Below are 26,880 nucleotides of genomic sequence, written 5' to 3'. Positions count from 1 at the left end.
ACCTTATTTTTAATTCAAATAGGAAGAAAATAGGGGTGAAAAAAATAAATTTATATATTAAAATAAAAAGCTGAAAAAGGTACTCGTATAGCGCCTTCTTCAGCTTTTTAAAATAGTAAATTACTTAATCTAGGAAGCATCTCGTTGGACAAATAATTAATTATGTGAAACAATAATAACAGATAAGGAGACGTTGCTTTTCCTTAAGTGCTTCGTATTGAATTTATTCTAGTAAGAGAAGGTGTGCTTAAAGAAGTTAAATTAAATAAGGGGCTGTTTTACTATATGCAACAAAATAATGATTTAAATTTTGAACCTCAAGACGTTAATATTGTCAATTCTAAACAAGCGAAAAAAGCAGTTATTGCTACTGGCATTGGGAATGCAATGGAGTGGTTTGACTTTGGATTATACGCGTATTTAGCGGTAATATTAAGTCAATTATTCTTCTCAGGTGTGGATAATAGTGGTTTGCAACTTGTACTAACATTTGGTACATTTGCGGCGGCCTTTCTCGTTCGACCAATCGGAGGTATTTTCTTTGGTAGAATAGGAGATAAATACGGCCGAAAGATTGTTTTAAGTACAACTATTATTTTAATGGCACTTTCTACATTATTCATCGCATTACTACCAACCTATGAACAAATTGGTGTATGGGCACCAATACTACTTTTAATTGCTCGAATGATTCAAGGCTTCTCTACAGGCGGCGAATATTCAGGAGCAATGGTTTATATCGCAGAATCTTCTCCAGATAAAAAGCGTGGTATACTCGGTAGTGGTCTTGAAATTGGAACACTCTCAGGTTACATTGCTGCCTCGGTAATTGTTACCATTTTGACGTTATTATTAACAGATGAGCAAATGCTCAGCTGGGGATGGCGTATTCCTTTCTTAATTGCTGCACCAATTGGTTTGGTCGGTTTATATTTACGACGTCATTTAGATGAATCTCCAATCTTTCAAGAGATGGAAAAAGCACAAGAGGAATCTGAAGACAACGAACAATTTTCATTTATGGATATATTAAAATATCACAAAAAAGACTTCTTATTAAGCACAGTAATTGTTGCCTTCTTTAACATTACAAACTATATGATCCTTTCGTATATTCCTTCTTATTTAACACAAGTACTAAAAGTCAAAGAAACAACGGGCTTATTAATTATTTCAATTACGATGGCACTTATGATTCCACTGGCACTTTATTTCGGTAAATTAAGTGATAAAGTAGGTAATAAACGAGTAGTACAAATTGGCTTACTTGGTTTAGCATTATGTTCAATTCCAGCATTTTTATTAATTGGTAACGGACATATTGTAGCCATGTTTGCGGGTATTTTCATTTTAGGTTTCTTCCTTAGTGTATATGAAGGAACATTGCCTTCGTTATTACCAGCACTCTTTTTCACCGATGTACGTTATCGTGCGCTTTCTATCTCCTTTAATATTTCTGTATCTATATTCGGTGGTACAACACCGCTCGTATGTTCATACTTAGTTCATGCTACTGGTAATCCACTGGCACCAGCATTTTATTTAACAGGTGTAAGTGTAATTGGATTAATTGTGTTTAGTGTACTGTTTGTCACAACATCAGGACGTGCACTAAAAGGTTCTTACCCTACTGTAGAATCGAAAAAAGAAGCACATCAAATTGCTAAAGAGGATCCTGAAGAAACACTTTGGTGGCATGAAGAATCTTTAGAAATTGAAGCAGGAAAAAAAGCATAATTTGTGAAAAGCAACGTGGACTTTTACACAAAAAGACTCCTAGTTTAATAGGAGTCTTTTTGTATACATCATTTTCTCTTCTTCTTCAAACTCTTCTGATACGCATAAAGCTTATGAACCTCTTCCTTAAATTCATGCAGAAGTACAGTGTTTTCACCATTTGAATAACGCACTGCATTATACGCGTCTATAATAATATGACTCTGAATATTTACCTCTTCTTCATCATTAATTCTTTCTAGCCAAGCTTCAACAGTTTCTCCTCGTTCTCGGTTTAAAGGAGGAGATAGCTTGCTCTCGAGTTTGAAAATTTCTTTCCGAATTTCGTTATTTGGTGGTTTATTTCGTTTGAAGCGTTTTTGGCTAATGCCTTCTTTATCAGTAATGATTGTAGATTCAAAGACAGGCATATTTGGTAAACTTAAATGTTTTCGTTTTTTTACTATTTTCCAAACGACGTAAATAGCGATGGCTGTACAGGCTATTATTGTAATGCTATTTATGAGAGTTGGATCAAAAGGACGCTGCCCCAATTCCTCCTTAATTTGAGGATCTTTTAAATTTCCTTTATTCGACCAAAAGTCGTCTGTATCTTTTAATGCAGCTGCCGAGAACAATGGATTTAAAGCATAACCAAATCCTAAGGCAACTACTTGTATGATATAAGAAAAAAGAAGCCGAATATAAGGAAATACCGGAATAAGTAAAGCGCTAATTATTCCAATCGTAATAATAGAAGTGAAACGTAATAGCTGTTGATTACGATTGGAACCTGTTAACCAAAATGTAATCATAATGTGTAAAGTTAATAGTAACAATTTCCACAATGGTGGAAAGGGGGCATAAAATATAGCTGAAACGACAAACCATACAATACCGCCTAACGATTTTTGTACTGGATATCCCGGTCCAACAGAGTGTACGATAAAGAAAAACAGTGGTAATAATATTGTGCCTAAAATAGAGAAAGGTAGAAATAAAGAACAACCGATTATTTGAATAACTAACAGTAGTACAAAACCTGTTGTTTTTTTATTCATAAATTTATGAATAAAAAATACTCCTACATAACCGGTCACTAAAAATATAGCAATACCAACTAGTTCGTCCCTTTCTGTTAATAACGAAAGAAGGAGGAGCAGAATAAAGTCATTAACGTGATAGAGCCAAGTTTTCAAGCTTTTCCACCATCCCTTCATTATTAATGAGGAACGTAGGCTGAGATAGAAGAGGGAGCTCCTTTTTCTGCAAACCAATGTATATCATTGTAGATGAGCGTTCCCTTTTTCTCGTTACATAATGAAGAAATCCTTGTTTCGGAAGTAACGTACTATCATCTGAAATACGTGCTAATTCCTCTAAAGCCTTCCCGTAATGTGTTTGTCCTTCGTTTAATGGTAAATGTAATGCACCAGTTTCTGCTAAAACACTAATAAATAACTCAAACGGAATTTGATGCTTCGTTGCGTATTGGCAAATGTATGTTGTAAAAGAAATAAGGTCTTCTACATTCTCTTTCCAACAAAACCCACGATCAGCAGCTAAAGAAAGACAAATTGTCCAACTATAATTTTTTACAGGTTCATATTGCTTCGCTTGTAACGCCTGCATTTTAGCGGATGCTTTCCAATGGATAGAGCGGAAAGATTCGCGTTCATATCGTTTAACACCGATAATGGATGTTTCATCATTGTAAAAAGAGAAATTTGTTCGATACGAACCTGTTAATAGTTGCTGGAGTTCTTGTAAACCGGCTACTTCTTTAGGAGTAGGGTATACAATAATTTCAGTCTTTAATTTATCAAAAACAGGTAAATGTACAGTTAATAAATGAAAAGGGTCTTTTAAAACACATTCAAATTGTTCAATTTGAAAGACACCACGCTTCGTTGCGGTTAATGTTAAATCCCATTTTTGTGCCGAATAAGCAGGTTGTGAAAATGGGAAAGAAAATAACGTTTTCGATATTTGTTCAATCCCTTGATCTTTATGCGGTATAAGGGAAGAATCTAAATGAAAATAACAAACACCATTAACGAGTGGTATATTTGCCCCATTTTTTAAATGAATAAAAAACTGTCCAGATTCATCAGGGAAAAGCCGAGTTGTTTGTTTCTCGTTTATTACTTGAAACTTTTTCTCTATGTAAGCGACATATTTATAAATAAAAATCGCAAATAAATAGTAGAAGAAAAAGAGAAACATAATAATTCGTTGCGGCAGAAAAAACGTAAATAGTATAGCGCCTGGCACAGTTAATTGAATAATATGGAGCTGAAAAAATAAAGGTACAGTTACAACGCGCTGTCCATTCATGCTTGTTCAATCTCCACAGGTACGTCTACTTCTTTTAAAATCCTTTGCATTAATTCATTTTTTGTCGTACGTAAAGCTCCTTCCATTGACAAGACGATACGGTGATTCCAAACAGAAGGAATTAAAAATTGTATATCTTCAGGCGTGCAATATTCTCTCCCGCGTAAAAAGGCTAATGCTTGAACGGCACGTACTAAAGCTAATGTAGCACGCGGGCTTACACCGTTAGCAATGTAATCATGATTTCTTGTAGCGTGAGCAAGCTTAATAATGTAATGTTCTAATGGTTCTGATACGAAAATTTCTTTCACTTGTTTCTGTGCTTCTAAAATGTCTTCTAAAGAAATGACAGATGTGACGCTTTCTAACGGTGCATTGTTACGAAAACGGCGCATCATTTTTAATTCATCTTCAGGAGACGGATAACCAATTGAAATCGTCATTAAAAAGCGATCAAGTTGTGCATCTGGAAGAGGGAAAGTTCCTTGTGATTCAATCGGGTTTTGCGTCGCAATAACAAAGAAAGGTTTCGGAAGAGGAGTAGACTGCTTTTCAAGCGTTACTTGTCGTTCTTCCATCGCTTCTAACAAACTAGATTGTGTTCTCGGCATCGCGCGGTTAATTTCATCCGCAAGTAATATGTTTGTCACGACTGGTCCAAGTCTTAACTCGAATTCACTAGTTTTTGGATTGAAATATTCAATACCTGTTACATCACTCGGAAGTACATCAGGGGTAAATTGAACGCGAGAAAAATTACCACCAATGCTTTTAGAAATTGTTTTTGCTAGTAATGTTTTCCCGGTGCCAGGAACGTCTTCAAGCAGTACATGTCCATCAGCAAGTAATGAAACGAGGAGTAAATCAATTACATTTTCCTTACCGACAAAAACAGATCCTATGTTTTCTTTCAATTTAGTTATCATATGTATCATTCCTTTCAAAATAAAAGCGGATATTTCTATATTTTAACAAATTATTCAGAAAATTGATATGATTTTTTAATTTGAAGAAATGGATATTTAATTTTAAAATTCCACTTGCATATTTTGGAATATGATTATACAATATCGGTATACGATATATCGAAAGTCGATATATCACGAAGCGATGTATCGGAGGTAGTTATAATGAATGGGAAAGCGCAAAAATACATTCCATTAACTGAGGCGACATATTACATATTGTTGTCACTTGTAAAGCCAATGCATGGTTATGGAATTATGCAAATGGTAGAAGAGATGACAAATGGGGAAGTAAAGCTCGGTCCTGGTACTTTATACGGGAATACGACGAAGTTACTAAAAGAAAAGTTAATTGTTGAAGTTGCCTCTACAGACAGAAAGAAGTGCTATGAGTTAACACCGTTTGGGAGAGAAGTGTTAGAGCTAGAGTATAACAGACTGCAGAGATCTGTAAGGAATGGAAACAGTATATTAGGGGAGTGAATGGAAGATGGAGACAAAGAAGGTACTCAAATTTTTCGCGGCATGGAGTTTAGAGAAAGAGGAAGCTTTTTTAAGAAAAATGCATCAACAAGGCTGGGCACTACAAAAATACAATGTGATGTATACGTTTAAGAAAACGGAGCCGAAAGATGTAATATATAAAGCGGATTTTAGATTGGATTATAAAGATTCAAAAGAAAAACAAAAAGAATATATTGAGCTATATGAAATGTGTGGCTGGAAACATGTAACGAGTTTTACAAAATGGAATTATTTTTGTAAGGAAGTAGAAGAGGAAAATGAGTTGCCAGATATATATTCAGAAAAGGAGACGAGGATACAAAAACTAAAGGAGTTATCACTATTCTTTGTTATTATGTTAGTAACTATATTACCATCAATGTATAACGTATTTTTAAGTCCGATAGAATCAAGAGTGCCTATTTGGGCGAAAGTTATGGTGGGGGTTGTTAGTTGTATGTGGATGTATCTCTTTATAAGGCTCTCTTGGAAAATTAAGAAATTGAAAAGCGAAATATTATAATAAAGATTGGATTTTAAAAGAAGATGATTTCGTAGATATTATATACGGGAATCATCTTCTTTCATTTCTATGTAATTTTATTTTGTTCACTCTTTTTTACATAATAAAAGACTGTATATTTAAGGCATAGAACTAACAGTTACAAAGATAATACTAGTAATAATACCTAAAAAAGTCATAAATGATGAAGAAACGATTAATAATGAACTACTGATTAATACTATTTTATTAGAGTTTTGATGTTTAAAGTGGTAATAAAGTAAAAAGCCGCAAACAGTAGAAACAATCCATATAGCTAGACCGTAAGGAGTTGTTATCTTCTTCCAATCGAAAATCCAAAAGTAGAGTATGATCATGTGGCAAACTAATAGTAGTAATGCGGATGGAATCATTAATCTGTTATTAAATATCATTTATTTCACCTCTCTTATGTAAATATTACCAGAAGAGTATGGAGTTTAAAATATAATAAGGAAGAAATACGTTTTGTACTACCTCATTAAAAGGAAAAATCCCTTAAAGAAAAATCTATTTCTATAAGGGATAGTAATGATTTTATGAGAAAGACTGATTTTGCGCAGGTTTTATAAATTGTTCTGGGTTTTCAACAAGCCCACATACAGCACATTGGACGCGGTAAGTAGGTCCTTGATAAGCCATATGAAAAGCGTTCATCGTTTCATTTGTGTATTCTTCTTCTACTTGACCAGTTTGCGGATTTAATTTTACTGGTTTTACTTGTTGCTCAAGAATATTAAAGCGCGTTCGGTTCGTTTTACAGCTTGGACATAGCATTGGTTCCATATGTATACACCTCCATTTGTAGCATTTCTTAAGCTGTATGATTTTATGCAAGTAAAAAAACTTTCTCAATATAAATAGGTGTTTATTATATTTAAAATTCAGAAAAAATAAAATATAATAAATGTAAGAACTGGTTATGTCCAAACCAAATCTCCTGTTTTATGCCAATAAGCTGGGGGCCGAGAAATCGGCCTCATTTTTTTGTGCTCATCTCAATAAGGTACAAGGTTTTTAAAAACATTTGTCGAATTTTTAGAGGTGAAGGTAAAGGGGGAATAAGTATGAACTTAAAAATGAAATACATTATTTTATATGTTGAAAAGTTTGAACAATGTCTTCAGTTTTATAAAGAAATTTTAAGATTACCAATAAGAGCAGAGCACGGTACATATATCGAATTTGAAACAGGAGCAACAATTTTAGCGATGAATACGCGAGAGGATGTTAAGGAGTTAACGGGACTACCTCTTACAGAAGGTGTACTACAATCTTCTCATTTTGAGTTAGGGTTTGTTGTAGAGGATGTAAAGGGAACGATTGAGAAATTAAAAGAACAAGGGGTTAAAGTTCTAGTTGAGCCAATCGTAAAACCGTGGGGACAAACAATTGCTTACATTGCCGATCCAGACGGTAATTATATTGAAATTTGTAGTTCATTAGAATAGAAGGAGAAAAAGAGGATGGGGTTTCCAAAATTAGAAACAGAACGTTTACTATTAAGAGAACTTACACTATTAGATGCAGAAGCGATGTTCCATTATTTTTCAAAAGAATCCGTTATTCGTTATTTCGGAATGGACTCTTTCGAAAATATTGAGCAAGCGAAAACGACTATTCAAACGTTTAGAAAGCGTAATGAAGAGGGAAGCGTATTTCGCTGGGGAATAGAGAAGAAAGGCACGGATCAATTAATTGGTACGTGTGGGTTTCATTTAATTAACAAGCATCATAAACGAGCTGAAATTGGTTATGAGCTAGATGATACATATTGGGGACAAGGATACGCAACCGAAGCACTGCAAGCAATGCTAGCTTACGGATTTGAAACGTTGCATTTTATAAGAATTGCAGCTGTCGTATATATAGAAAATGAAGCTTCCCGTAATTTATTAAAAAAATCCGGATTTCAAGAAGAAGGATTACTTCGAAAATATATGATTCAAAATGATGTTGCTCATGACACGGTCGTTTATTCATTATTAAAAGAAGATTGGCAAAAGTAATGAGCACAAATGAGATAATGAAGGTTATTAAGGACCATAAAGATGAGCGATTTATATTAGGTATAGACGGACTAAGTCGTTCGGGTAAAACAACGTTGGTTAAAAAATTAGAAGAAAATATGAAACGAAATGGAATCCCGTTTCATATTTTTCATATTGATGATCACATAACCGAGCGTAACAAGCGATATAATACTGGATTTGCAGAGTGGTATGAGTATTACAACTTTCAATGGGATATCGATTGCTTGCAGCAAAACTTATTTCAAAAGTTACAAAGTGACATGCAATTAGAGTTGCCATACTATCATGATGAAACAGACTCATGTGAAATGAAAGAAATACAGCTTCCTTTAGTAGGTGTAATAATTGTAGAAGGAGTTTTTCTGCAGCGAAAAGAATGGAGAGATTTTTTTCATTATATGGTGTATTTGGATTGTTCAAGAGAGACAAGGTTTCTACGTGAAAGTCCAGAAACGCAGAAGAACCTTTCAAAGTTTCAAAGTAGGTATTGGAAGGCTGAGGAGTATTATTTGGAAGTGGAATTGCCGAGGGAGAGAGCGGATTTAGTAATTACAAAATGAAGCTAAGTATCAAGAAATGCATGAAAAATTTGATAGCAAGATGAAAACCGCATTATCAGAGGGGAAAATGAAAGACCTTACGCCTGTAATGTTAAGCGATAATAAAGTTCTTTAATTCTTATAGAACTAACCATGCAGGTTAGCTCTATAAAAAAATTTTAATTTATTACAAAGTGTAGAAAAGCATAATTTTTCAAAGGCAAAGCAAGAATGGGTATATTATGGAATGGTAGACAATAAGTTAACTGTCATCTATGTTGCCATGAAAGAGTTTAAATGGCATGAACTACAATTTGTAGGGCAGTTTATGAGTTCACAACAAAGAGAACGCTATAATATCATATTAAAATAAAAGAGGGGTAGAACATGCCATTCCATATAGGTAGTGCAAGAGCAGGTTTTACTAAGGTAAGTGGTACTAGGGGTAGGTGCATTCTATAAGTATTTAGGATATAGAGAAAACGGTAAAGATGTAATGGAATGACACGAAGCTTATGTTGAGGATATTCATGTAGAAACTGTAACGAAATACGATTGATAGTGAACTAGAATATGCAAAAAAAAAGATTAGTGAACTAGGATATACAGAAAAGGAAACTCTTAGAGATGTATTACTTAGGGCAGATAGATGTTTGAGAGACTATGGTTACACTATAAAATAGTAGACTTTAGGAGAAATAAATCTATTTAAAGGGGTACCAAGGATGGGGAAATTCAAGAAAGACCAAAAAGTAGTTGCACTTACATTTGAGGGGTTAACGCCATGTACCATTGTAAGAGTTGGTTGGATTTTTATTACGGTACAGGTAGAGGAAACAAAACATCTGAATTCGATTACAAAAGGTAAGATAGTTCCTTTAGAAGAAGACAAATACTACTTATTAGAAGAGTGTATAAATGAAGAAGGTAACTTTGAAATAGGCGATGTGTTTGGTATTATTGATTCATCGAACTTAGAAAGTGTAAAGAAAGAATTTGCTAACAACGGTGAATTCGAGAAGAAAGATGGACAATATTATACAAGACTTAAAACAGGTAGTGAGTTACTGAAACAATACTTCAACTAATATTTCACAAAGGAGTATGCAATATGATTGAGATGAAACAGGTAAAAGTAGGAAGAGACCAAAAGGAGTCTCTTTTTGTTTTAAATGGTGAAGGTGACATTATATTAAGTACAGAGAAAAGGTCCATTTTAAACAGTTGGTGTAATCTATTAGGGATAGAGATACCGACTAATGTAAAAATAACAGAAGTAGACAATGTACATATAACTACATATCAAGTAGAGAAGACTGTCATGTGTAAGGAATTTATAGATAAGAAAGAAGTACCTTTAGGGGTATCTCCTTGTCTAACCTTTGTACCTATGAAAGACTGTGATGAATACATGGAAGTAATTGCTTACGTACATATTGACGAGAAAGTCACAACAATTTATATACCGCATGAAACTTCAAATGTATTTGTAGAGTTGTATACAGGAGAAGTAGACACTAGTGTAAAGTTACCATTTTTAAATTATAATTTCTAATTTCTAATAGGATGGTAGGAACATGATTCCAAATATAGAACTAGGTATCAAAACGGTAAAGGGTCAAGACTTAAAATTAGGTGATATATTAAGTGCAGATGGGTTAATAGACACAGTTGTAGTAATAGACGAAGAAGGTAACTTACATACACAAGTAAATAGTGAACCATCAATGGCATTCGAGTTAGAAGGTTTTATCATAGTAGAGTGAAAATGACCTAATTTTGATATTTACGGACATATTTCAAGTGGGAAAATATGCTCAACTCACCCTATCAATAATTACAATGGGATTATCTGCTTACATTTGCTTGAACAAAAAGATGAAATGAGGCTTTCGATAAAAGTGAATAATCTTATTTATGTTAGGTATATAGACTAATAAAAAAATTTTATATTTTATTATTGGGAGGACGAAATAATGGATTTGGTAAACAAATTTTTAAACGGCTTGAGAGCAGCATTATCAACAGATGATCTCGAGGCACTAAATAAAGCGTACAGTGCTACAAAAGATGATATTGATACATTAAGGTCAGAATATCCAAATTGTCCAGAATCACTAATCTCTTTACTTGAAAATATTGATGGTACATATTGGCGGAAATATGGAGAAAACAAAGTTGCGGTATGTATTTTAGGCTCAGATGTTGAAGAGTATCCATATTATTTGCTTTCTACACAGCAGATGCTCGAAAGTTCAAAAGAAGAAGAAGACGTCTCTTATCTTTTAGAATACCAAGATGACGAGGATACTGTTGATTCTAAGATAAATCCAAAAGGACTTCTCCCTGGCACTTATATTCATTTTTCAGACTGTATGAACAATGGTGGAACATCAAGACTCTATATTGATTTTAACCCTTCTGATGAAGGTGTATGTGGTCAAATAATTCGTTTTTTGCACGACCCTGATGAATATGAAGTGATTGCAAACAGCTTTGATGAGTATTTACAGGATCTTATTGATGGTGATTTTAATTTTCTAGAAGAAGAATCTCAATAATTTGTGAAGAATTACACTTCAACTAATGGGAGCTTTAGTTGAACAAGATTTAAACAAATTTATTATTTATATTTGTCTACAAACTCATTTAAAAGGTTAGAAATTAAACAACTTTAAAGAGCCTTACTACAATATGATTTGTAGCGAGGCTCTTATATTTTTAAATCAGAATTAAATAACATTATTATCACTTTACATGTAATTGAAAAAGCTGGTATATTCGAAAAGATTGAAAAAAAGTCGATTGAAGAAAAAATGGTTTATATACTGTTGTTCTTGTAGCAAAATATAGTAAAGAACAACGTACCTTTATCATAACTTATAATGATAAAGAGGAAATAGCAGGTTTATATATTAAATAAAAACAGATACAGTGGAAGTTTCCACTGTATCTGTTTTTTTGTTTTAACCAAATTATGGTTATTCGCGCTAATATGAACACATAGCTATATAAAAGGGGTGGGTATTATGAAAACCGAAATAGTTCCCAAAAAGAAGTACAGTATAATAAGCTATATATCTTTACTCATCGGAATTATGTGTTTTTTATTCGTTTTTATAACTCCGACGAGAATAGCGAATGCGGGAAATATAGTTGGAGATTATGTAACGATTGCTCTTACAGGTGTAGGTATTATACTTTCAATAATCACAATGACGAAAAAAACGGAGAAAAAGGGGATAGCTATTATTTCATTAGTACTGTCCTCATCATTTTTTATATTTTGGATCATCGCAATTATTTTAGTTTTGACGGGTCAAGTTAGCTTCGCGCCGTAATGAGCAATAAAAAGAGTCCTTCATTAATAGAAGGACTCTTTTTATTCGGTATCTTCAGGTTGATATTCTAAAATATCCCCAGGTTGGCATTCTAATGCTTTACAAATAGCATCTAAAGTTGTAATTCTAATTGCTTTTGCTTTTCCATTTTTTAATATAGAAAGGTTAGCCATTGTAATTCCAACCTTCTCCGAAAGCTCTGTTACACTCATTTTTCTTTTAGCTAACATTACATCAATATTAATTATTATTGCCATGTTATTCACCTCAGACCGTTAAATCATTTTCTGATTTTATATCTATCGCATCTTTTAAAAGTCTTTGGAGAACGGCAGCAAAGACTGCGATAACCATTGAAGCAAAGATTAGGAGCATGCCAAGTATAATAATACCAGGTGCATCATCTCTTTCCGCTACAAGATAGAAGAGTGGCATACCTACCACATATAAAATACTGATTGTTACTGCACAGTTTTTTATCTTTTTTAAAGCTCTAACAGATAATTTCGAGAAAGCGTTACCCTTGTCAATAAAGCTTACAAGTTTAAAGGCTTGATATAGAGCAAAATAAAAAGGTATCACGGTTGCATATAGATTGATTAAAACAAGATATTTTATAAATGCAATATCCGGGAACAATTCCGCTGCATATTTCCCTATGTTAGGAACTAAAAATATACATAAAGCAAGAACAGGGATTCCAATCAGAATAATAGCTGTCTTTAAAAAGAGTGTTGATCCTTGTTTCATATAAAGCACCTCATTTAAATATTATCTATTTAATCTAACATGAAATTTATCGTTTAACAATAAATTTTTATTTATTATAATCTTGTTTTTATTGTTAAACCAATTTTGTATTTTAATGAAGATAATCATTCCTTCTTTTTGTAAATGATGTTATGTTAAAAGTAACGATTAAGTCGTTCTTATCCCGCTATTTGTGGGAGTCGGGCTGCCCGTAAAAGCCCGATTGGTGAAGGCTAATAATCAGTGGGGATGGAAAAAAACCCTCTGATTAAAGTTTCACTTTATAGATAATAATTAATATGATTATACCTTTAGAATTTCTTCAACTACTACAAATAAATGAATAGTAAAAAGCCGATTATCCTTTAGATTACAAGAAATCGGCTTTTTTATACAAAAGATCGCTTAGCGTACGAAAATCGCTTTTTGTTGGCAGTGCCCTGTCACAATCAAGCTGAGAAAAACAAATAATCCAAAACGAGAAAATTCTTAAGTTGATGGATGTGTAATGCTACTCCTATGTTAAGGTTCGAGTCATTTGAAATAGCACCCTCTATATTGAGTGGTGTTAAAGCGACGTATATGATAAAAAAGATGTATCGCTTGTAAAAAAAATGCATCACCTTGAATGAGCTAATACGACAAGAATCCGTTTCGGGCTTAATTAGGGAATGCAGTACAGATCAGTATATAGTATACAAGCATTCCCTTTCTATAAATACGGTATGTTTTTAATATAATTAAAAGAAAATTTTTGTGTTCTTTAATATGATGTCACATAATACCAGTTTTTTCTATTTTTGTGATTTCTTTATATTCATTATTAAAGTCGTATTTGTTTGGTCTAGTATCATTTGGTGTATAAATAAATCCTGAAAAATTATCTAATATACCACGATAAGTAAAAAAGAAAACAGAAATACCATTTTTATTTTGTTGAATAATTACATCCCCACCGTTTTTGGAAGTGGATGCAAACTGTTTAGGTAAATGAATTTGTCTACTATCATAATGAACATTAGGAGTTAACTCTTTATGTTCTATAAGTGTTATAACTTTTTCACGGTCTTCTTTATAGATAATAAAATCTAAATTTATATAAATCTCATTAAATGGTATACATATCCAAGTAATTATTATGACTAATTGAATAATTAACGGTTTCCAATTTTTGTATTTGATAAGATGTATGATTGTGAAAATTAATATTAAGAAAAACAATCCATGAACTATTATTGAAAGAAATGGCATAACAAATGGGGTAAGGAATTCAACTAAATACCATTTGAAAAAATGATAAAGTATGAGAGCGAGACCGCTTATTAATGTAATTTTGGTTAAATTCTTATTCAAATTTTGAATCTCCTTTCTATACTAAAAACTATGTGATTTTAGTATGAATATAAAATATATTTTTTCATAAATTTCCCTTGTTTTCATTTTATTAACTTTGTGTGATTAATATTTTGAATATATCATAGATTTGAAATTAAATAAACGGACGTTGAATTTTTATATTTTATATAGAATAACAGTTAAATAAAAGTGAGGGAAGTTTTCAAAATAGACTAGTTTTTTATTTTAAATGTAATTTGATTTGTTTCATGAAATAGATCTGGTTCCGGTAAAATCAGTTGTAACAAGTGAACATTACGTTCATTGTGTATGTTATTCGTTTTTTATCGTTCTAGAAAACTGGTTATTGTTAGTTTCCTGACAGTGGGGAATTAATAATAAAAAAGAATAAATATAAGCTTGCGTAAATGTTATGGAAAATCAAATCCTTGTTTACATTGAGGATGTCGAAAACAGCTTATGGAGGAGCAACAATGATGAATCTTCGTAAAAAGATAATGAGGCTAGCATTAGTGGGAACGATTGTACTAGGTACAGGAAGCATAATGAACGATAACGAGGTAAAAGCTGAGACGAAAAAAGCAGGACAGCTCACTTCTTATTGTGGAAACGGGGCAGTACAGAAGTGAAAAAAACTCTGTGTTTCTTTTTAATTAATATATTTATTGGGAAAAACTTCGGAATTTCAGGCACAAATGCTCCTTCTATCCTATAATAGAAGCTATTCTGGACGTAAGCAATTTGTAAGGAATGAGTAAGAAAAAAGAGATTTTCATAGTATAAAATATTTATTATACCTGCGTATAACACCTGCTACTAATAATGTGTTATAATACGAATTAGCAACATAAAGGAAAGGAATTAGAAAAAATGACATTACAAAATACTAAAAATTTAAAAAAACAAGTTGCTCCTTTTGAAAAATCAACGGCAAAAAAAGTGTTTGGCAAATCATCAATACGGTAGTGCCATTTATTATCTTATGGTACCTTGCTTATAAAAGTTTGTCCGTTTCTTATTGGTTAGCATTAGTTCCAGCTGTGTTAGCCGCTGGATTTATGACACGGGTTTTCATTATTTTTCATGATTGTACCCATCATTCTTTCTTTAAAAGCCGTCGTGTAAATAGAATAGTAGGGACATGTATGGGTGTTTTAACTTTATTCCCGTTTGATCAATGGGGGCATGAGCATTCCGTTCATCACGCTACAAGTGGTAATTTGGATAAGCGAGGTACAGGAGATATTTGGACACTTACAGTGAATGAATATTTGGCAGCGCCATTTAGACTCCGTTTAGCATATCGTTTATATCGCAACCCATTCGTTATGTTTGGATTAGGCCCGATTTATGTTTTCCTACTTAAAAATAGATTTAACAGAAAAGGTGCTAGAAAGAAGGAACGCATGAACACCTATTTGACGAATGTGTTAATCGTTGCTTTAGTAGGGTTACTTTGCTGGGCACTCGGATGGCAATCGTTTCTTTTAGTACACGGTTCCATATTCTTAATAGCAGGTTCAATAGGTATTTGGCTGTTTTACGTACAGCACACATTCGAGGATTCTTATTTTGAAGAAGATAAAGATTGGGAATATGTGAAAGCGGCAGTGGAAGGAAGTTCGTTTTATAAACTTCCCAAAATCCTGCAATTTTTAACTGGTAATATTGGATTTCATCATGTTCACCATTTAAGTCCAAGAGTACCTAACTATAAACTAGAAGAGGCACACAATAATACGCTTCCTTTAAAAAATGTACCAACGATTACTCTTGCTACAAGCTTGCGGTCAATTCGTTTCCGTCTTTGGGATGAGCAAAACAACAATTTTGTTACCTTTAAAGACGTCAAAAAATTAGTAAAAAACAATGTTTCTGTTCCAGTAAAATCAGAACTATAACTTCACCACATATAACTGACTCCCCTTAATCATTTTTGACTTAAGGGGAGTTTTTGTTTAACTAGTAGATGTACGATATGGAGAAAACTTAAATGATTTAAATTGTAATGGAGGTGGATTAGGAAACAGGCATTAATAAAGGAGACAGTAAATATGTTATGTTAACAATGTGAAGCGTTTGATACCACAACTTTTTTAATGAATATCATGCTTCGTCTCTGAGAATATTTCAATAGACAGGAAATGATGTAAACGTAATACCAAAGTATCTTAATCTGCAAAACAAATAACAATAAGAGTTATGAAGTTATTTTGAGATAATAAAATGCAAAACGGACAAACTCAATTATTCATGAATTTGTCCGTTTATCTTTTAGTGGAAACAGGGGAGTATGTAAACCACATGTGCATAAAGTGTAAAGCTGTTTAAAGATTTGTGTATTCAGCTAATCTGGTCTTTTTTGCAGTTGTTACTTTTTAGTTTGACCGGATAGTTCAACAGACTTTTGCGTACAACGCTGCATAGCTGAAATGATGGCTGTTCGTAAGCCTTTTTCCTCTAATGTTGCTACAGCTTCTATAGTTGTTCCGCCAGGGGAACAAACCATATCTTTCAATTCACCTGGATGTATGCCTGTTTCTAGTACCATTTTTGCAGAGCCTAACACAGCTTGAGCTGCGAATTTATATGCTTGATTTCTTGGCATACCATCTAATACAGCTGCATCTGCCATTGCTTCTATAATCATATATACATATGCTGGCGAAGAACCACTTACAGATGTTACAACATCCATTAATTTTTCACTTACGATCTCCGTTTGACCAAAACTATTGAAAAGGATTAATACATCTTCTAAATCTTTTTCTGTCACCATTTCATTTGGACATAGCGCAGACATTCCTTCTCCAACAAGAGCAGGTGTATTAGGCATTACTCGTACAACCTTCAACTTTTTATCAAAAGCATCTTCAGTACTTTTAATGCTTTTTCCTGCAGCGATCGTTACGATGATAACATCGTTTTTTATCACTTCTTTTATTTCGTTAATTATTGATGCGTATAGGTCTGGTTTAATTGATAAAATTAAAATATCAGCATTTTTAGCTACTTCATTGTTGTCAGTTGTTGTAGTTAGTCCATATTTTTCACTAGCATTTTTTAAATTCGTAGTGTTTAAATCTGAACAAATGATTTTATTTGAAGACACTATATTTTTGTTTATCATCCCGCCAATCATAGCCATTCCCATATTTCCGCATCCGATGAATCCAATTTGTTTGTCCATAATAACTCAATCTGGCTCCTTTTATCATAAATTATATCGGTTTCAAATTATTATTCTAAAATAACAATAACATCCAAGTGCAATATAAAGAAACATTCTAAGAGAATACGTTCTTTTTTGCAATACAAAAAATAAAGAAATCAATTTTATTCTGTACTAAACAAGTGCATTCTCAATTATTTAATATTTTATGTTATTTACTATTTGGTAACGTTTAAAAGCATGTTGGAGAATAGGTATAGTTATATCAACTTTTTCTAGATATGGTGATATTCATAAGTGTGTACATAATTTCATACTTAAAGCTTGTCGCTCTATTCATTTTGCAAAATACCTCTTGACACAAAAACGAAATATATAGCATAATATAAAAAATCAAATGGAAAATCGTTGAAGGGAAATAGTACATATGTCTTCTTACGAAAGAGAGTGGAATTCACCGGCTGAAAGATTCCTCGTATAGAATGTATCGAACCTATCCCCGAGTCTTAAATGAAAGTTTAGGCGTACGCCTGCGTTATAGGCGCCAAGTGGATATCTATGTATATCAATTAAGGTGGTACCGCGGAACAATGACCGTTTCGTCCTTTTTATTTTATTAAGGGCGAAGCGGTCATTTTTATTTTGCTCTTTAATAGGCTAGGTGCAGCACTGATAAGAATAGAAGCCGCTGTAAGCTGTATGAATAGAAGTGAAATTAATAAAAAACTTTGATTTTAGACTTGGGGGATACAAAAGTGAAAAAACAACGAATTGTTGTAAAGATTGGGAGTAGTTCCTTGGCAGATAGTCACGGAGGCATCTCTAAAGAACAACTTTCAGATCACGTTGCTGCATTGGCACGATTGAAAGAGGAAGGGCATGAAGTTTTACTAATTACATCCGGGGCAGTCGCTGCAGGTTTTTCTGCTCTAGGGTATCCTAGCAGACCTGTGACAATTAAAGGGAAACAGGCTGCTGCGGCTGTCGGGCAAAGTTTATTAATGCAGGCATACACGGAGGAATTCCGTAAATATGGTATCGTTACTGCACAACTTTTACTAACGAGAAGTGATTTTTCTAGAAAAGAACAATACAGTAACGCTTACGCTACTTTAGGAGAGCTACTAAACCGTTCTGCTCTTCCTATAATCAATGAAAATGATTCCATTTCTTTAGAAGAGCTAACGTTCGGTGATAATGATATGCTGTCAGCTTTAGTAAGCGGACTTGTTTCGGCAGATATGCTCATGATTTTTACAGATGTGAACGGTTTATATGACCAAAATCCTCAGAAAAATGCGGATGCGAAAAAATATCATTTCCTTCCTGAGGTAACGGAAGAAATTGCTTCTCTTGCAGGAGATGCTGGCTCAAAACTTGGGACTGGCGGTATGAAATCAAAAATCGATGCTGCAAAGACGGCACTATCTCTTGGAGTGAGTGTATTTATCGGAACGGGATGTGGACAGGAGAAGTTTTTAGATGTTATGAAGGGCAAAGGTGATGGAACATATATCGGGAATGCTCCTCAAAAAGTGATTAAGATGAACAAGCAATGGATCGCCTTGCATTCGCTTGTTAGCGGACAAATTGAAGTAGATGCGGGGGCAGCCACTGCCATCATTCAACATGGAAAGAGTTTACTTCCTGCTGGTGTTACTAGTGTGTCTGGATTTTTCCAAGTGGATGAAGTCGTGGAAGTAATTACGCAACAAGGGCGCGTAATAGGAAAAGGACAATGCACATATAGCGCAGAGGAACTAAGGAATTTAAAAGGTATGCAAAGCCAAGATATTCAAGCAAGAGGCGAAAGGCATAATTATGAAGTCATCCATAGGGATCACTGGGTTTCATTGTAAGCTTTAATTCTAGTACAAGAAAGATTTAGATACTGGTGTTAAAGGGCTCTCAAACTGTAACCTTTAAAAAGGAGGAAATAAAATGAATGAAGTATTGGCAAAGGGAAAAAGAGCAAAAGAGGTTGCTCGAGAACTTGTTCTTAAATCTACGAGTCAAAAAAACGAAGCACTTGCTGCAATTGCTGAAAGGCTAATAGTAGAAACAGCTTATATTTTAAAGGAAAACAAACGAGATATTGAAGAAGGTAAGGCGAAAGGATTTTCCGATTCTCTTCTTGATCGTCTTATGCTCAATGAACAGCGTATTATTGATATGGCAGAGGGGATTAAGCAGTTAATTGAATTACGCGATCCTGTTGGAGAATGTGTAAGTGCATGGGAGCGACCAAATGGATTATCTATTCAGGAAATGCGTGTACCACTTGGTGTTGTCGGAATGATTTACGAGGCAAGACCGAATGTAACGGTAGATGCTGCTACAATTTGTTTGAAAACAGGAAACGCAGTCATATTACGTGGTAGTTCTTCTGCTATCAATTCTAACAAAGCCATCGTTAGCGTTATTCACCGAGCGCTCAAACAAACAAGCTTGCCTCCAGAAAGTGTACAGCTCATAGAAGATACAACGCGAGATAGTGCAAAGCAGTTGTTTACATTGAATGAGTACTTAGATGTTCTTATCCCAAGAGGCGGCAAGCAGTTAATAGATACTGTAGTGAGAGAAGCATCTGTTCCAGTACTTGAAACAGGTGCGGGAAATTGTCATATTTTCATTGATGAAACAGCGGATAAACAAATGGCATTTGATATTATTATAAACGCAAAAACGCAGCGTCCATCTGTATGTAATGCAATAGAAACGATTGTACTTCATGAGAAGTGGGCGCAGCAATTTGGTAGCGAGCTGTTTTCTTCTTTGAAGGAAAGAGGCGTGGAGCTACGTGGAGATAGTAAAGCATTGGCAATTGATTCTTCTATTGCATTAGCTTCAGAAGAAGATTGGGAAACAGAGTTTTTATCTCTCACACTGGCAGTTAAAGTGGTTTCCACTACAGAAGAAGCGATTCATCATATAAATACGTATGGATCCATGCATTCCGAAGCGATTATTACAGAGAACGAGGAAAACGTCAGTAAGTTTTTCACATCTGTTGATGCCGCAGCACTCTACCATAATGCATCGACTCGTTTTACAGATGGATCTGAATTCGGATTCGGTGCAGAAATTGGCATTAGTACACAAAAGCTACACGTAAGGGGACCAATGGGGCTACCTGCATTAACTTCTACAAAATATGTGATTCGTGGAAATGGTCAGATTCGAAGATAAAAGACACGCAATTAGTTTTATATATGAGTAAGGACAGTAAGGGACGATGTTCCTAATGTCCTTTTTTTATGCATAATTTTAGATTGGTAATAAAAGGTAGTTTAAGGAACTTACCTAAAAAATGAATGCTTAGCTTAGTAAAAGGTCGTGGATGAAGAAAACAAAAAACTAAAAAAGACAATGCCATTTTACTTGGTAAATTGTCAAAATTGTAGACGTAGTAAAGGAGGATCGGCGCATTTTGAAAAAACAAGCTAAGACAAAAATACAATAAGCTGCCCATATGGACAGCTTATTTACATAATTTTCGATATAGGAAGTTATTGTATTTAATTTATTCAATACTTATTATTGCTCTACAAGTAAATAACGTTAATTCATTGACCTTGCGATTTCTAGCATTTTTTCCTTTGGTAATCTTGTACTTTGCATTTTTACATATGTTCCAGCTTGTGTCCAACAGAGTAAACCACCTGTAATGAGTTCTCCATTCTTGTCCAGTGTTCCACTATTTCCCCATGCTGAAAAATAACCTTTATTTCCGTTAATCACAATTTGTTCAGCATGGGTGAAGTCTTTATCAGATAATGGAATTCTCCTACTCAAGTGAATAGCAACCATTAGCTTTGTATCCTTGCTATCCATATAATGTAGGCTTATCCAAGGAGATGTTTTTGTATCTAATGTCCAATCATCTGGAATCTTTTTTGGAGATAAAATAGTGAAATTAACTTTTTTCTGTATTTCTGGAATAGTAGTGCTGTTGTGATTATACTTAATTTCTTTAGCAATGATTGTCATTGGGTAACTAATTAAAAGTATTAAGGTAATGAATAAACGAAATGGAGCTATCAATTTATTACCTCGATTCTAATTTGATTTTCTGACAGGTAGTATTTCCAAACTATTATTTTTTATTAAATAACCTGTCTCTTTTGTTTAACGAGGAATCATGTATGTTTCATACATATTCAGTTAACGCATCATTATCGGTAGAGAGGAAAAAAAGGAACCCTGTAAAGTAGTATTCAATTTTTTGGATGAATATAGAGCGACCTAAATAAAAGGAGCCTCTATCAAAAGTTACTTAGTAATTTTTGATAGAGGCTTTTAATTATAATACTTAATTGTAGTTATATATCTTTAACATATAGTGAGTGTCTTTTATTTTAAAGATTATTTACCATACAAATAGCCCAACGAGCATAGCGCTTAATAAGGAAACAGCCATGCCGCTAACAAGAAGCTTCCAAACATTTTTACCGATTATTGATGATTTTTCCCCGCCAAATAATGAATTGTAAGTTCCATAAATCATACCTACTGTACTAAAGTTTGCAAAAGAAGCTAGAAATGTAGTTGCAACTGCAATTGTATGTGGCTGTAAAGATTTTAGATTTGATTTTAAATCCATCATTGCAACAAATTCATTCGTTGTTATTTTTATCCCCATTAATTCAGCTACATACATAGCATCTTTTCCTGATAAACCGAGTAAAAAAGCAAAGGGGCTAAAGATAATAGAGAAGATTTTTTGAATTGTTAAACCTGTTACAAAAAGCTCAAAATACCATTTAAACATGCTGTTAATGCTACATACCCAATTACCATCGCTAAAATAACAATAACCATATTCATCCCAACTAACATACTGTTTGAAATAGTAGAAAAGAAATCTTTTTTTCATTTTTTGAAGGTGAATAAATAACATCCTCTTCTTTAGTAACTTCTACAGGATTTAAAACATTAGCCAAGATTAATGCGTTAATACAGTTTAAAGGAATAGCGCTGAAAATATATGTTGCTGGAACCATTGATAGATAAGCACCAAGAATGGATCCGCTGACGCTACTCATACTCATAATTCCAAAAGTCAACAAACGATTTTCTTTTAACACAGATAATTGATCACGAACAACTGCAAGTGCTTCCGTATTTCCTAAAAACATCATTTGAATGGAAAAGAAGCTTTCTAACTTTGGTAAACGAGAAATCTTTGAAATGATTGCACCAACTTTATCAATAATCCAAGTTAAGATTCCAAAATACGAAAGAATATCAAAGAAAGTGATAACAAAAATGATAGGAAGTAAGGCGCTAAAGAAGAAATCAACTGTTTGATTTTCCATAGCTGAAGGAAATACAAATCGAATTCCTTCATTCGCACATGATAGTAGCCAACTGAAAAATGACGCAATTTTATTAATGATAATACTGCCCAATTTCGTGCCTAACATAAACCACGTAATAAAAAGCTCCAATATTATTAGAATAACGATGGGTCTCCATTTTATTTTTCTTTTATTAGGCGAACATAGGAAAACGATTAATATTACAACGAAAATCCCTAACATATTTAATATGAAATGCATGTCAACAACTCCTTGAGGCTTATTATTTGTATATAAAAAAGCCCCTATTCTTCCAAATTTGGATTATGATCAGAAGTTATGAAGAATGTAAATTATGTTTGGGATTAATCTATTTCAATTTATGTACTAAAAATTAATGTTTTTTCGCTTTTATAAAGGATATGTATTAATAATGTAAAGCAACAAAATAAATCTATTGGTAGAACGAAGGACAATTAATAGCTGCATCCATTTTTAAATTGTTTAGGTGAAATACCAGTATATTTTTTAAAGATCTTTGTAAAATGACTTTGGTCGTGAAAATTTAATAATGTAGAAATTTCGGATATAGAATGTCTCGTATAAGTCATTAACTTCTTTGACTCATCTACTTTGACACGCTGAATATATTCATTTAGTGAAATTCCAACTTCTTTTTTGAAAAGGGAAGATAGATAACTAGGGTTTAATGTGACTATTTCTGCAAGGATAGTTAGTGTAATATCACCATAAAGATGAGTAAATATATAATTTTGGCATTCGTTTATAGGTTTGGAATGTTGCTGCATTGTACCATTTTTGACACGTTCTGCAAACTCAAGTAAAGCATTCTCCAAAAAAGGGGCAATGGCTTCATTTTTATGTATTTCTTCGAGTTTTTGTATAAATAAATCGCTAAGAGTATATGCGATTTCAGGGGAAAGTCCTCCTTCTATCGCAGATCTAGTTGCAAGAGTAATAGCTGCAATGGCAGAATTTTTTTGGCTTCGCAGGTGACTCGTCTTTGATAACACCCCAAGCTCTCCTGATTCAGGTAATCTCCTTAGATTTTTAATTAAATCATCCTTTTTCCCTTGCTTAATACACTCAAATATTTTCCTCTCAGCTAGTGGATCGATATGAGTTAATGTACTTTGTCGTTGCTCCGATATATGTATTTCGGGCTGTTCAATTTTAAATTCCACCTTTTTTACAAGCATGTTTTTTTGCAGAACATCTGCTATGTTCAATTGTTTCTGATACAGCATGTAATAAAGCACTAAACTTATATTTAAAAAACTCAAATTATTTAATACGGGTAGAGAACGATAATATCGAATCATTTCTTCTTTGTCTATTTTTAGTTGAAGATCATTAACGATACCTTTAATTGATGTTTCTGATAGCCTGGAATAAAGGACGGGTCCAACAATGATGTTCCCACTAATTTGGTCGTTCAAACGCAGATTAATTGCGAAAAAATTTTCAAGAAAGGCTGTCTCTTCTAATGACGGAAAAGTAAAGGGAGGCTGTTCTTTAAATATTTCATTAAGTATCGCCTCTTTTGAAGAATACATAGGGTTATGCTGAATATTGGACGAGATTTCAAATACTAAATCTCCATTGTTATTAAGAAAATAGACAGGTGTTTTATGTACGTCAAAGACTAGTTTACAAATATAATATAAATCTTCTAGTTTGGAGAAACTCATTATTTTAACCTCTATTCTTTAAAAATCAGCTAAATTTTTTACCAGTATTCTAAAAAATAATAACTATAATGACATTAAGAAAGCGTTTACTTAATTATTTTTTAGGAGGGCTATCATGAAAAGGGATATTAAGAAAATCATTTCACAAATGACATTAGAAGAAAAGGCAAGTCTATGTTCTGGATTAGACTTTTGGAATACAAAAGGGATTGAGCGATTAGGAATTCCTTCAATTATGGTAACTGATGGACCACACGGCCTTAGAAAACAGGCAGAGGGAGCAGATCACTTAGGGATTTATAACAGTATTCCAGCGACTTGTTTCCCATCAGCAGTAGGATTAGCAAGTACATGGAATAAAGAATTAATAAAACAAGTAGGAGTTGCATTAGGAGAAGAATGTCAGGCTGAAAATGTAGGAGTTCTCCTTGGACCAGGTGCAAATATAAAACGTTCGCCACTATGCGGAAGAAACTTTGAATATTTTTCAGAGGACCCGTATTTATCATCACAAATGGCTGCAAACCATGTTAAAGGCGTACAAAGTCAAGGGGTTGGAACGTCATTAAAACATTTCGCTGCTAATAATCAGGAGCATCGCAGAATGTCAGTAGATGCAATTGTTGATGAAAGAACATTGCGTGAAATCTATCTTGCTAGCTTTGAAGATGTTATTAAGGCCGCACAGCCTTGGACAGTAATGAGCGCTTACAACAAAGTGAATGGTGAATACGCTTCGGAAAATAACTATTTATTAAATGATATTTTAAAAGATGAATGGGGATTTGAAGGTTTTGTCGTTTCTGATTGGGGTGCAGTAAATGAGCGTGTTGCAAGTTTAGCTAACGGTTTGGAGTTAGAAATGCCTTCAAGCTTTGGAATTGGTGAGAAGAAAATTGTCGACGCAGTTAACTGTGGTAAGCTATCTGTAGAAAAGCTTGATCAAGCGGCAGAGCGTCTTCTTTACATTATTTTTAAAGCTTATGATAACCAATTAGAAAACGCTGTGTATAGTAAGGACGCACATCATCAGCTTGCAAGAGAAGTTGCAAGTGAAAGTATGGTTATGTTACAAAATGAAGCTTCCATTCTTCCGCTGAAAAAAGAGGGAACGGTAGCAGTAATTGGAGGATTTGCAAAGCAACCACGTTTTCAAGGCGGCGGAAGTTCTCATATTAATCCAACAAAGCTTGAAAGTATTCTTGAAGAAATTGAAACTGTATCAGGTGAAAAAACGAACATATTATTTGCCCAAGGCTATGACATTGCAAGTGATGATGTAAATGAAAGCATGGTTAATGAAGCAAAAAAAATAGCAGAGCGAGCAGATACAGCGGTCCTTTTCGTTGGACTTCCAGATCGTTATGAATCTGAAGGCTTTGATCGAAAACATTTACAAATGCCAGAAAATCATGTGCAATTAATTGAGGCTATCGCTGAAGTTCAAAGTAATATCGTTGTAGTTTTAAGTAACGGTGCTCCAATTGAAATGCCGTGGATAGGTAAAGTAAAAGGAATACTTGAAGGCTATTTAGGTGGCCAAGCATTAGGCGGGGCGATTGCCGATATATTATTTGGTGATGCGAATCCAAGCGGGAAATTAGCGGAAACATTCCCGAAAGTGTTAAGCGATAATCCTTCTTACTTAAACTTCCCTGGTGAAGGGGACAAAGTGGAATACAAAGAAGGTGTGTTCGTCGGATACCGTTACTACGATGCGAAAAATATTGAACCGTTGTTCCCATTTGGTTTTGGATTAAGCTATACAAATTTTGAGTATAGTAAACTTTCAATAAATAAGAAAGAGATAACGGATACGGACACTGTTTCTATCAGTATGAACGTGAAAAATACTGGTAGTAGAGCAGGGAAAGAAATTGTTCAGCTTTATATAAAAGATGTTGAAAGCAGTATGACTCGTCCTGAAAAAGAGCTAAAAGGATTTGAAAAAGTAGAATTGCAACCGGGAGAAGAAAAAACGGTTAGCTTTACTTTAAATAAAAGATCATTTGCTTATTATAATGTTGAATTAAAGGACTGGCATGTTGAAACAGGTGAATTTGAGATTTTAGTAGGAAAGTCTTCAAAAGAGATCGTTTTACATGATAGCATGTATGTTCAATCAACGACTATAATTCAAAAACCAGTGCATCGTAATACGTTACTTGGGGACATATTTACGGACCCAATCTTAGCACCAATCGCAAAAGGGCTTATGGAAAAAGCATTAAAAGACAGTCCGTTTGGTAGTATGACTGAAGGGGATAGTGATGCATCTGAAATGATGGACGCTATGCTGAACTATATGCCATTACGAGCATTAGTGAACTTTAGCGCAGGTGCTTTTACAGAAGAAATGTTAAGTGAAATAATTGGGATATTGAACGATGCGCAGATGAATTGATAAGCGGCGAATGCGAGGAAGTTAGGCGGGAGATAATGGCCCGGAAATGCCTAATTAAAGTTTTACTTTATCCATTGAACATTCTTTGTTGAATATTAATTAAGCTTAATAATTCATTGCAGGATGTTTCTCCAGCACGCAAAAAGGCAAATGAGAGTTAGAATCTCATTTGCTTTTTTGCGTGCTTATTTTGCTAAATGAAGAATCATA

The 26,880-nt window shown here is 33.7% G+C and carries 25 protein-coding genes, 5 pseudogenes and 1 other annotated feature; of the genes and pseudogenes, 18 read left to right on the top strand and 12 right to left on the bottom strand.

The window, feature by feature from the left end; translation table 11 throughout:
* The first annotated feature begins 285 nt into the window (after positions 1-285).
* Positions 286-1,737 (top strand): MFS transporter, encoded by a 1,452-nt coding sequence (locus JFT95_RS12750; protein ID WP_012261183.1) that lies wholly within the window; start codon positions 286-288, stop codon positions 1,735-1,737.
* Between the two features lie 68 nt (positions 1,738-1,805).
* Here the strand turns inward: JFT95_RS12750 and JFT95_RS12745 are convergent, their stop codons facing one another.
* The 3 genes from JFT95_RS12745 to JFT95_RS12735 are packed head-to-tail and all read right to left on the bottom strand — an operon-like array spanning position 1,806 to position 4,979.
* Positions 1,806-2,915, bottom strand: a complete 1,110-nt coding sequence (locus JFT95_RS12745) for a DUF4018 domain-containing protein (RefSeq protein ID WP_063218325.1) — start codon at positions 2,913-2,915, stop codon at positions 1,806-1,808.
* Complete coding sequence (locus JFT95_RS12740; protein ID WP_201052421.1) at positions 2,890-4,053, bottom strand: DUF58 domain-containing protein; 1,164 nt, start codon at positions 4,051-4,053, stop codon at positions 2,890-2,892. The genes JFT95_RS12745 and JFT95_RS12740 overlap by 26 nt, the downstream gene beginning before the upstream one ends.
* Positions 4,050-4,979, bottom strand: coding sequence for an AAA family ATPase (locus tag JFT95_RS12735; RefSeq protein WP_201052419.1), 930 nt, complete (start codon positions 4,977-4,979; stop codon positions 4,050-4,052). The genes JFT95_RS12740 and JFT95_RS12735 overlap by 4 nt, the downstream gene beginning before the upstream one ends.
* Positions 4,980-5,183: 204 nt before the next feature.
* Between JFT95_RS12735 and JFT95_RS12730 the strand changes: the two genes are divergently transcribed.
* Together JFT95_RS12730 and JFT95_RS12725 are read left to right on the top strand one after the other, a co-directional pair.
* Positions 5,184-5,501 (top strand): PadR family transcriptional regulator, encoded by a 318-nt coding sequence (locus tag JFT95_RS12730; RefSeq protein WP_001013435.1) that lies wholly within the window; start codon positions 5,184-5,186, stop codon positions 5,499-5,501.
* A gap of 7 nt (positions 5,502-5,508) precedes the next feature.
* Positions 5,509-6,045 (top strand): DUF2812 domain-containing protein, encoded by a 537-nt coding sequence (locus tag JFT95_RS12725; protein WP_201052417.1) that lies wholly within the window; start codon positions 5,509-5,511, stop codon positions 6,043-6,045.
* Positions 6,046-6,164: 119 nt separating this feature from the next.
* Here the strand turns inward: JFT95_RS12725 and JFT95_RS12720 are convergent, their stop codons facing one another.
* Together JFT95_RS12720 and JFT95_RS12715 are read right to left on the bottom strand one after the other, a co-directional pair.
* Positions 6,165-6,458, bottom strand: coding sequence for a hypothetical protein (locus JFT95_RS12720; RefSeq protein WP_201052415.1), 294 nt, complete (start codon positions 6,456-6,458; stop codon positions 6,165-6,167).
* Positions 6,459-6,600: 142 nt separating this feature from the next.
* On the bottom strand, positions 6,601-6,849 hold the full coding sequence (locus JFT95_RS12715) for a hypothetical protein (protein WP_000433610.1): 249 nt from the start codon (positions 6,847-6,849) through the stop codon (positions 6,601-6,603).
* Positions 6,850-7,130: 281 nt separating this feature from the next.
* Between JFT95_RS12715 and JFT95_RS12710 the strand changes: the two genes are divergently transcribed.
* The 10 genes and pseudogenes from JFT95_RS12710 (at position 7,131) to JFT95_RS12670 (ending at position 11,976) form a co-directional block, all read left to right on the top strand.
* Positions 7,131-7,514 (top strand): VOC family protein, encoded by a 384-nt coding sequence (locus tag JFT95_RS12710; protein WP_002013534.1) that lies wholly within the window; start codon positions 7,131-7,133, stop codon positions 7,512-7,514.
* Between the two features lie 15 nt (positions 7,515-7,529).
* Positions 7,530-8,072, top strand: a complete 543-nt coding sequence (locus JFT95_RS12705; RefSeq protein ID WP_002032891.1) for a GNAT family N-acetyltransferase — start codon at positions 7,530-7,532, stop codon at positions 8,070-8,072.
* Entirely contained in the window at positions 8,072-8,656 is a 585-nt protein-coding gene (locus JFT95_RS12700; protein WP_201052412.1) for a kinase, read from the top strand. The genes JFT95_RS12705 and JFT95_RS12700 overlap by 1 nt, the downstream gene beginning before the upstream one ends.
* Positions 8,646-8,747 (top strand): annotated as a pseudogene (locus tag JFT95_RS30235) (DUF3887 domain-containing protein); the annotation flags it as partial. The gene JFT95_RS12700 and the pseudogene JFT95_RS30235, both read left to right, overlap by 11 nt.
* A gap of 613 nt (positions 8,748-9,360) precedes the next feature.
* Entirely contained in the window at positions 9,361-9,723 is a 363-nt protein-coding gene (locus JFT95_RS12695; RefSeq protein ID WP_201052410.1) for a hypothetical protein, read from the top strand.
* Between the two features lie 23 nt (positions 9,724-9,746).
* Positions 9,747-10,190 (top strand): hypothetical protein, encoded by a 444-nt coding sequence (locus JFT95_RS12690; RefSeq protein WP_002032882.1) that lies wholly within the window; start codon positions 9,747-9,749, stop codon positions 10,188-10,190.
* A gap of 22 nt (positions 10,191-10,212) precedes the next feature.
* Positions 10,213-10,401, top strand: coding sequence for a hypothetical protein (locus JFT95_RS12685; RefSeq protein ID WP_016101154.1), 189 nt, complete (start codon positions 10,213-10,215; stop codon positions 10,399-10,401).
* Between the two features lie 210 nt (positions 10,402-10,611).
* On the top strand, positions 10,612-11,196 hold the full coding sequence (locus JFT95_RS12680; RefSeq protein WP_201052408.1) for an SMI1/KNR4 family protein: 585 nt from the start codon (positions 10,612-10,614) through the stop codon (positions 11,194-11,196).
* Between the two features lie 198 nt (positions 11,197-11,394).
* Positions 11,395-11,558: pseudogene (locus tag JFT95_RS12675) on the top strand (DUF3887 domain-containing protein); the annotation flags it as partial.
* 106 nt (positions 11,559-11,664) lie between these two features.
* A complete protein-coding gene (locus tag JFT95_RS12670; RefSeq protein ID WP_002190010.1) occupies positions 11,665-11,976 on the top strand; it encodes a hypothetical protein in 312 nt (103 codons plus the stop codon).
* A 41-nt stretch (positions 11,977-12,017) separates the two neighbouring features.
* On the opposite strand, the gene JFT95_RS12665 is transcribed toward JFT95_RS12670, so the two are convergent.
* From JFT95_RS12665 to JFT95_RS12655, 3 genes and pseudogenes are all read right to left on the bottom strand, one after another.
* Positions 12,018-12,233 carry a helix-turn-helix domain-containing protein gene (locus tag JFT95_RS12665; protein ID WP_000974615.1) on the bottom strand — a complete coding sequence of 72 codons (216 nt, stop codon included), beginning with the start codon at positions 12,231-12,233 and terminating at the stop codon, positions 12,018-12,020.
* A 10-nt stretch (positions 12,234-12,243) separates the two neighbouring features.
* Entirely contained in the window at positions 12,244-12,726 is a 483-nt protein-coding gene (locus tag JFT95_RS12660; RefSeq protein WP_002032872.1) for a DUF2975 domain-containing protein, read from the bottom strand.
* Positions 12,727-13,489: 763 nt separating this feature from the next.
* Positions 13,490-14,079, bottom strand: a pseudogene (locus tag JFT95_RS12655) (hypothetical protein).
* Between the two features lie 476 nt (positions 14,080-14,555).
* On the opposite strand from JFT95_RS12655, the gene JFT95_RS12650 reads away from it, so the two are divergent.
* Together JFT95_RS12650 and desA are read left to right on the top strand one after the other, a co-directional pair.
* A complete protein-coding gene (locus JFT95_RS12650) occupies positions 14,556-14,711 on the top strand; it encodes a hypothetical protein (protein WP_002168135.1) in 156 nt (51 codons plus the stop codon).
* A gap of 241 nt (positions 14,712-14,952) precedes the next feature.
* A pseudogene (gene desA, locus JFT95_RS12645) lies at positions 14,953-15,983 on the top strand (Delta(5) desaturase DesA).
* A gap of 470 nt (positions 15,984-16,453) precedes the next feature.
* Here desA and proC read toward each other — a convergent pair.
* Positions 16,454-17,272 (bottom strand): pyrroline-5-carboxylate reductase, encoded by an 819-nt coding sequence (gene proC, locus JFT95_RS12640; RefSeq protein ID WP_088039637.1) that lies wholly within the window; start codon positions 17,270-17,272, stop codon positions 16,454-16,456.
* Positions 17,273-17,653: 381 nt separating this feature from the next.
* Positions 17,654-17,864, top strand: a binding site (T-box leader).
* A gap of 145 nt (positions 17,865-18,009) precedes the next feature.
* Here proC and proB point away from each other — a divergent pair.
* Both proB and JFT95_RS12630 read left to right on the top strand, forming a co-directional pair.
* Positions 18,010-19,113: a glutamate 5-kinase gene (gene proB, locus JFT95_RS12635; RefSeq protein ID WP_088039636.1), complete on the top strand. Its 1,104-nt coding sequence runs from the start codon at positions 18,010-18,012 to the stop codon at positions 19,111-19,113.
* Positions 19,114-19,195: 82 nt separating this feature from the next.
* Complete coding sequence (locus JFT95_RS12630; RefSeq protein ID WP_088039635.1) at positions 19,196-20,443, top strand: glutamate-5-semialdehyde dehydrogenase; 1,248 nt, start codon at positions 19,196-19,198, stop codon at positions 20,441-20,443.
* 372 nt (positions 20,444-20,815) lie between these two features.
* On the opposite strand, the gene JFT95_RS12625 is transcribed toward JFT95_RS12630, so the two are convergent.
* The 3 genes and pseudogenes from JFT95_RS12625 to JFT95_RS12615 all read right to left on the bottom strand — a co-directional run bounded on the left by JFT95_RS12625 (position 20,816) and on the right by JFT95_RS12615 (position 24,266).
* The gene (locus JFT95_RS12625; RefSeq protein WP_088039634.1) at positions 20,816-21,298 is read right to left on the bottom strand and encodes a DUF4367 domain-containing protein; all 483 of its coding nucleotides are present in this window, start codon (positions 21,296-21,298) and stop codon (positions 20,816-20,818) included.
* Positions 21,299-21,623: 325 nt separating this feature from the next.
* Positions 21,624-22,815 (bottom strand): annotated as a pseudogene (locus tag JFT95_RS12620) (NupC/NupG family nucleoside CNT transporter).
* Between the two features lie 215 nt (positions 22,816-23,030).
* Complete coding sequence (locus JFT95_RS12615) at positions 23,031-24,266, bottom strand: helix-turn-helix domain-containing protein (protein WP_201052405.1); 1,236 nt, start codon at positions 24,264-24,266, stop codon at positions 23,031-23,033.
* A gap of 115 nt (positions 24,267-24,381) precedes the next feature.
* Here JFT95_RS12615 and JFT95_RS12610 point away from each other — a divergent pair, with 115 nt between their 5' ends.
* Positions 24,382-26,670 (top strand): glycoside hydrolase family 3 C-terminal domain-containing protein, encoded by a 2,289-nt coding sequence (locus JFT95_RS12610; RefSeq protein ID WP_201052403.1) that lies wholly within the window; start codon positions 24,382-24,384, stop codon positions 26,668-26,670.
* Positions 26,671-26,880: the final 210 nt, after the last annotated feature.

Origin of the sequence: Bacillus sp. TH17 (assembly GCF_016651125.1) — a bacterium.
Classification (GTDB): Bacteria; Bacillota; Bacilli; order Bacillales; family Bacillaceae_G; genus Bacillus_A; species Bacillus_A mycoides.
The sequence above is the reverse complement of the archived record's forward strand: the minus strand, read 5'-3'. Positions and strand labels throughout refer to the sequence as shown.

Excerpts from the sequence above, each read along its gene's own strand:
- JFT95_RS12750 (WP_012261183.1), top strand. The coding sequence starts at position 286 with ATGCAACAAAATAATGATTTAAATTTTGAACCTCAAGACGTTAATATT.
- JFT95_RS12740 (WP_201052421.1), bottom strand. The coding sequence starts at position 4,053 with ATGAATGGACAGCGCGTTGTAACTGTACCTTTATTTTTTCAGCTCCAT.
- JFT95_RS12735 (WP_201052419.1), bottom strand. The coding sequence starts at position 4,979 with ATGATAACTAAATTGAAAGAAAACATAGGATCTGTTTTTGTCGGTAAG.
- JFT95_RS12730 (WP_001013435.1), top strand. The coding sequence starts at position 5,184 with ATGAATGGGAAAGCGCAAAAATACATTCCATTAACTGAGGCGACATAT.
- JFT95_RS12725 (WP_201052417.1), top strand. The coding sequence starts at position 5,509 with ATGGAGACAAAGAAGGTACTCAAATTTTTCGCGGCATGGAGTTTAGAG.
- JFT95_RS12720 (WP_201052415.1), bottom strand. The coding sequence starts at position 6,458 with ATGATATTTAATAACAGATTAATGATTCCATCCGCATTACTACTATTA.
- JFT95_RS12715 (WP_000433610.1), bottom strand. The coding sequence starts at position 6,849 with ATGGAACCAATGCTATGTCCAAGCTGTAAAACGAACCGAACGCGCTTT.
- JFT95_RS12710 (WP_002013534.1), top strand. The coding sequence starts at position 7,131 with ATGAACTTAAAAATGAAATACATTATTTTATATGTTGAAAAGTTTGAA.
- JFT95_RS12705 (WP_002032891.1), top strand. The coding sequence starts at position 7,530 with ATGGGGTTTCCAAAATTAGAAACAGAACGTTTACTATTAAGAGAACTT.
- JFT95_RS12700 (WP_201052412.1), top strand. The coding sequence starts at position 8,072 with ATGAGCACAAATGAGATAATGAAGGTTATTAAGGACCATAAAGATGAG.
- JFT95_RS12695 (WP_201052410.1), top strand. The coding sequence starts at position 9,361 with ATGGGGAAATTCAAGAAAGACCAAAAAGTAGTTGCACTTACATTTGAG.
- JFT95_RS12690 (WP_002032882.1), top strand. The coding sequence starts at position 9,747 with ATGATTGAGATGAAACAGGTAAAAGTAGGAAGAGACCAAAAGGAGTCT.
- JFT95_RS12685 (WP_016101154.1), top strand. The coding sequence starts at position 10,213 with ATGATTCCAAATATAGAACTAGGTATCAAAACGGTAAAGGGTCAAGAC.
- JFT95_RS12680 (WP_201052408.1), top strand. The coding sequence starts at position 10,612 with ATGGATTTGGTAAACAAATTTTTAAACGGCTTGAGAGCAGCATTATCA.
- JFT95_RS12670 (WP_002190010.1), top strand. The coding sequence starts at position 11,665 with ATGAAAACCGAAATAGTTCCCAAAAAGAAGTACAGTATAATAAGCTAT.
- JFT95_RS12665 (WP_000974615.1), bottom strand. The coding sequence starts at position 12,233 with ATGGCAATAATAATTAATATTGATGTAATGTTAGCTAAAAGAAAAATG.
- JFT95_RS12660 (WP_002032872.1), bottom strand. The coding sequence starts at position 12,726 with ATGAAACAAGGATCAACACTCTTTTTAAAGACAGCTATTATTCTGATT.
- JFT95_RS12650 (WP_002168135.1), top strand. The coding sequence starts at position 14,556 with ATGATGAATCTTCGTAAAAAGATAATGAGGCTAGCATTAGTGGGAACG.
- proC (WP_088039637.1), bottom strand. The coding sequence starts at position 17,272 with ATGGACAAACAAATTGGATTCATCGGATGCGGAAATATGGGAATGGCT.
- JFT95_RS12630 (WP_088039635.1), top strand. The coding sequence starts at position 19,196 with ATGAATGAAGTATTGGCAAAGGGAAAAAGAGCAAAAGAGGTTGCTCGA.
- JFT95_RS12615 (WP_201052405.1), bottom strand. The coding sequence starts at position 24,266 with ATGAGTTTCTCCAAACTAGAAGATTTATATTATATTTGTAAACTAGTC.
- JFT95_RS12610 (WP_201052403.1), top strand. The coding sequence starts at position 24,382 with ATGAAAAGGGATATTAAGAAAATCATTTCACAAATGACATTAGAAGAA.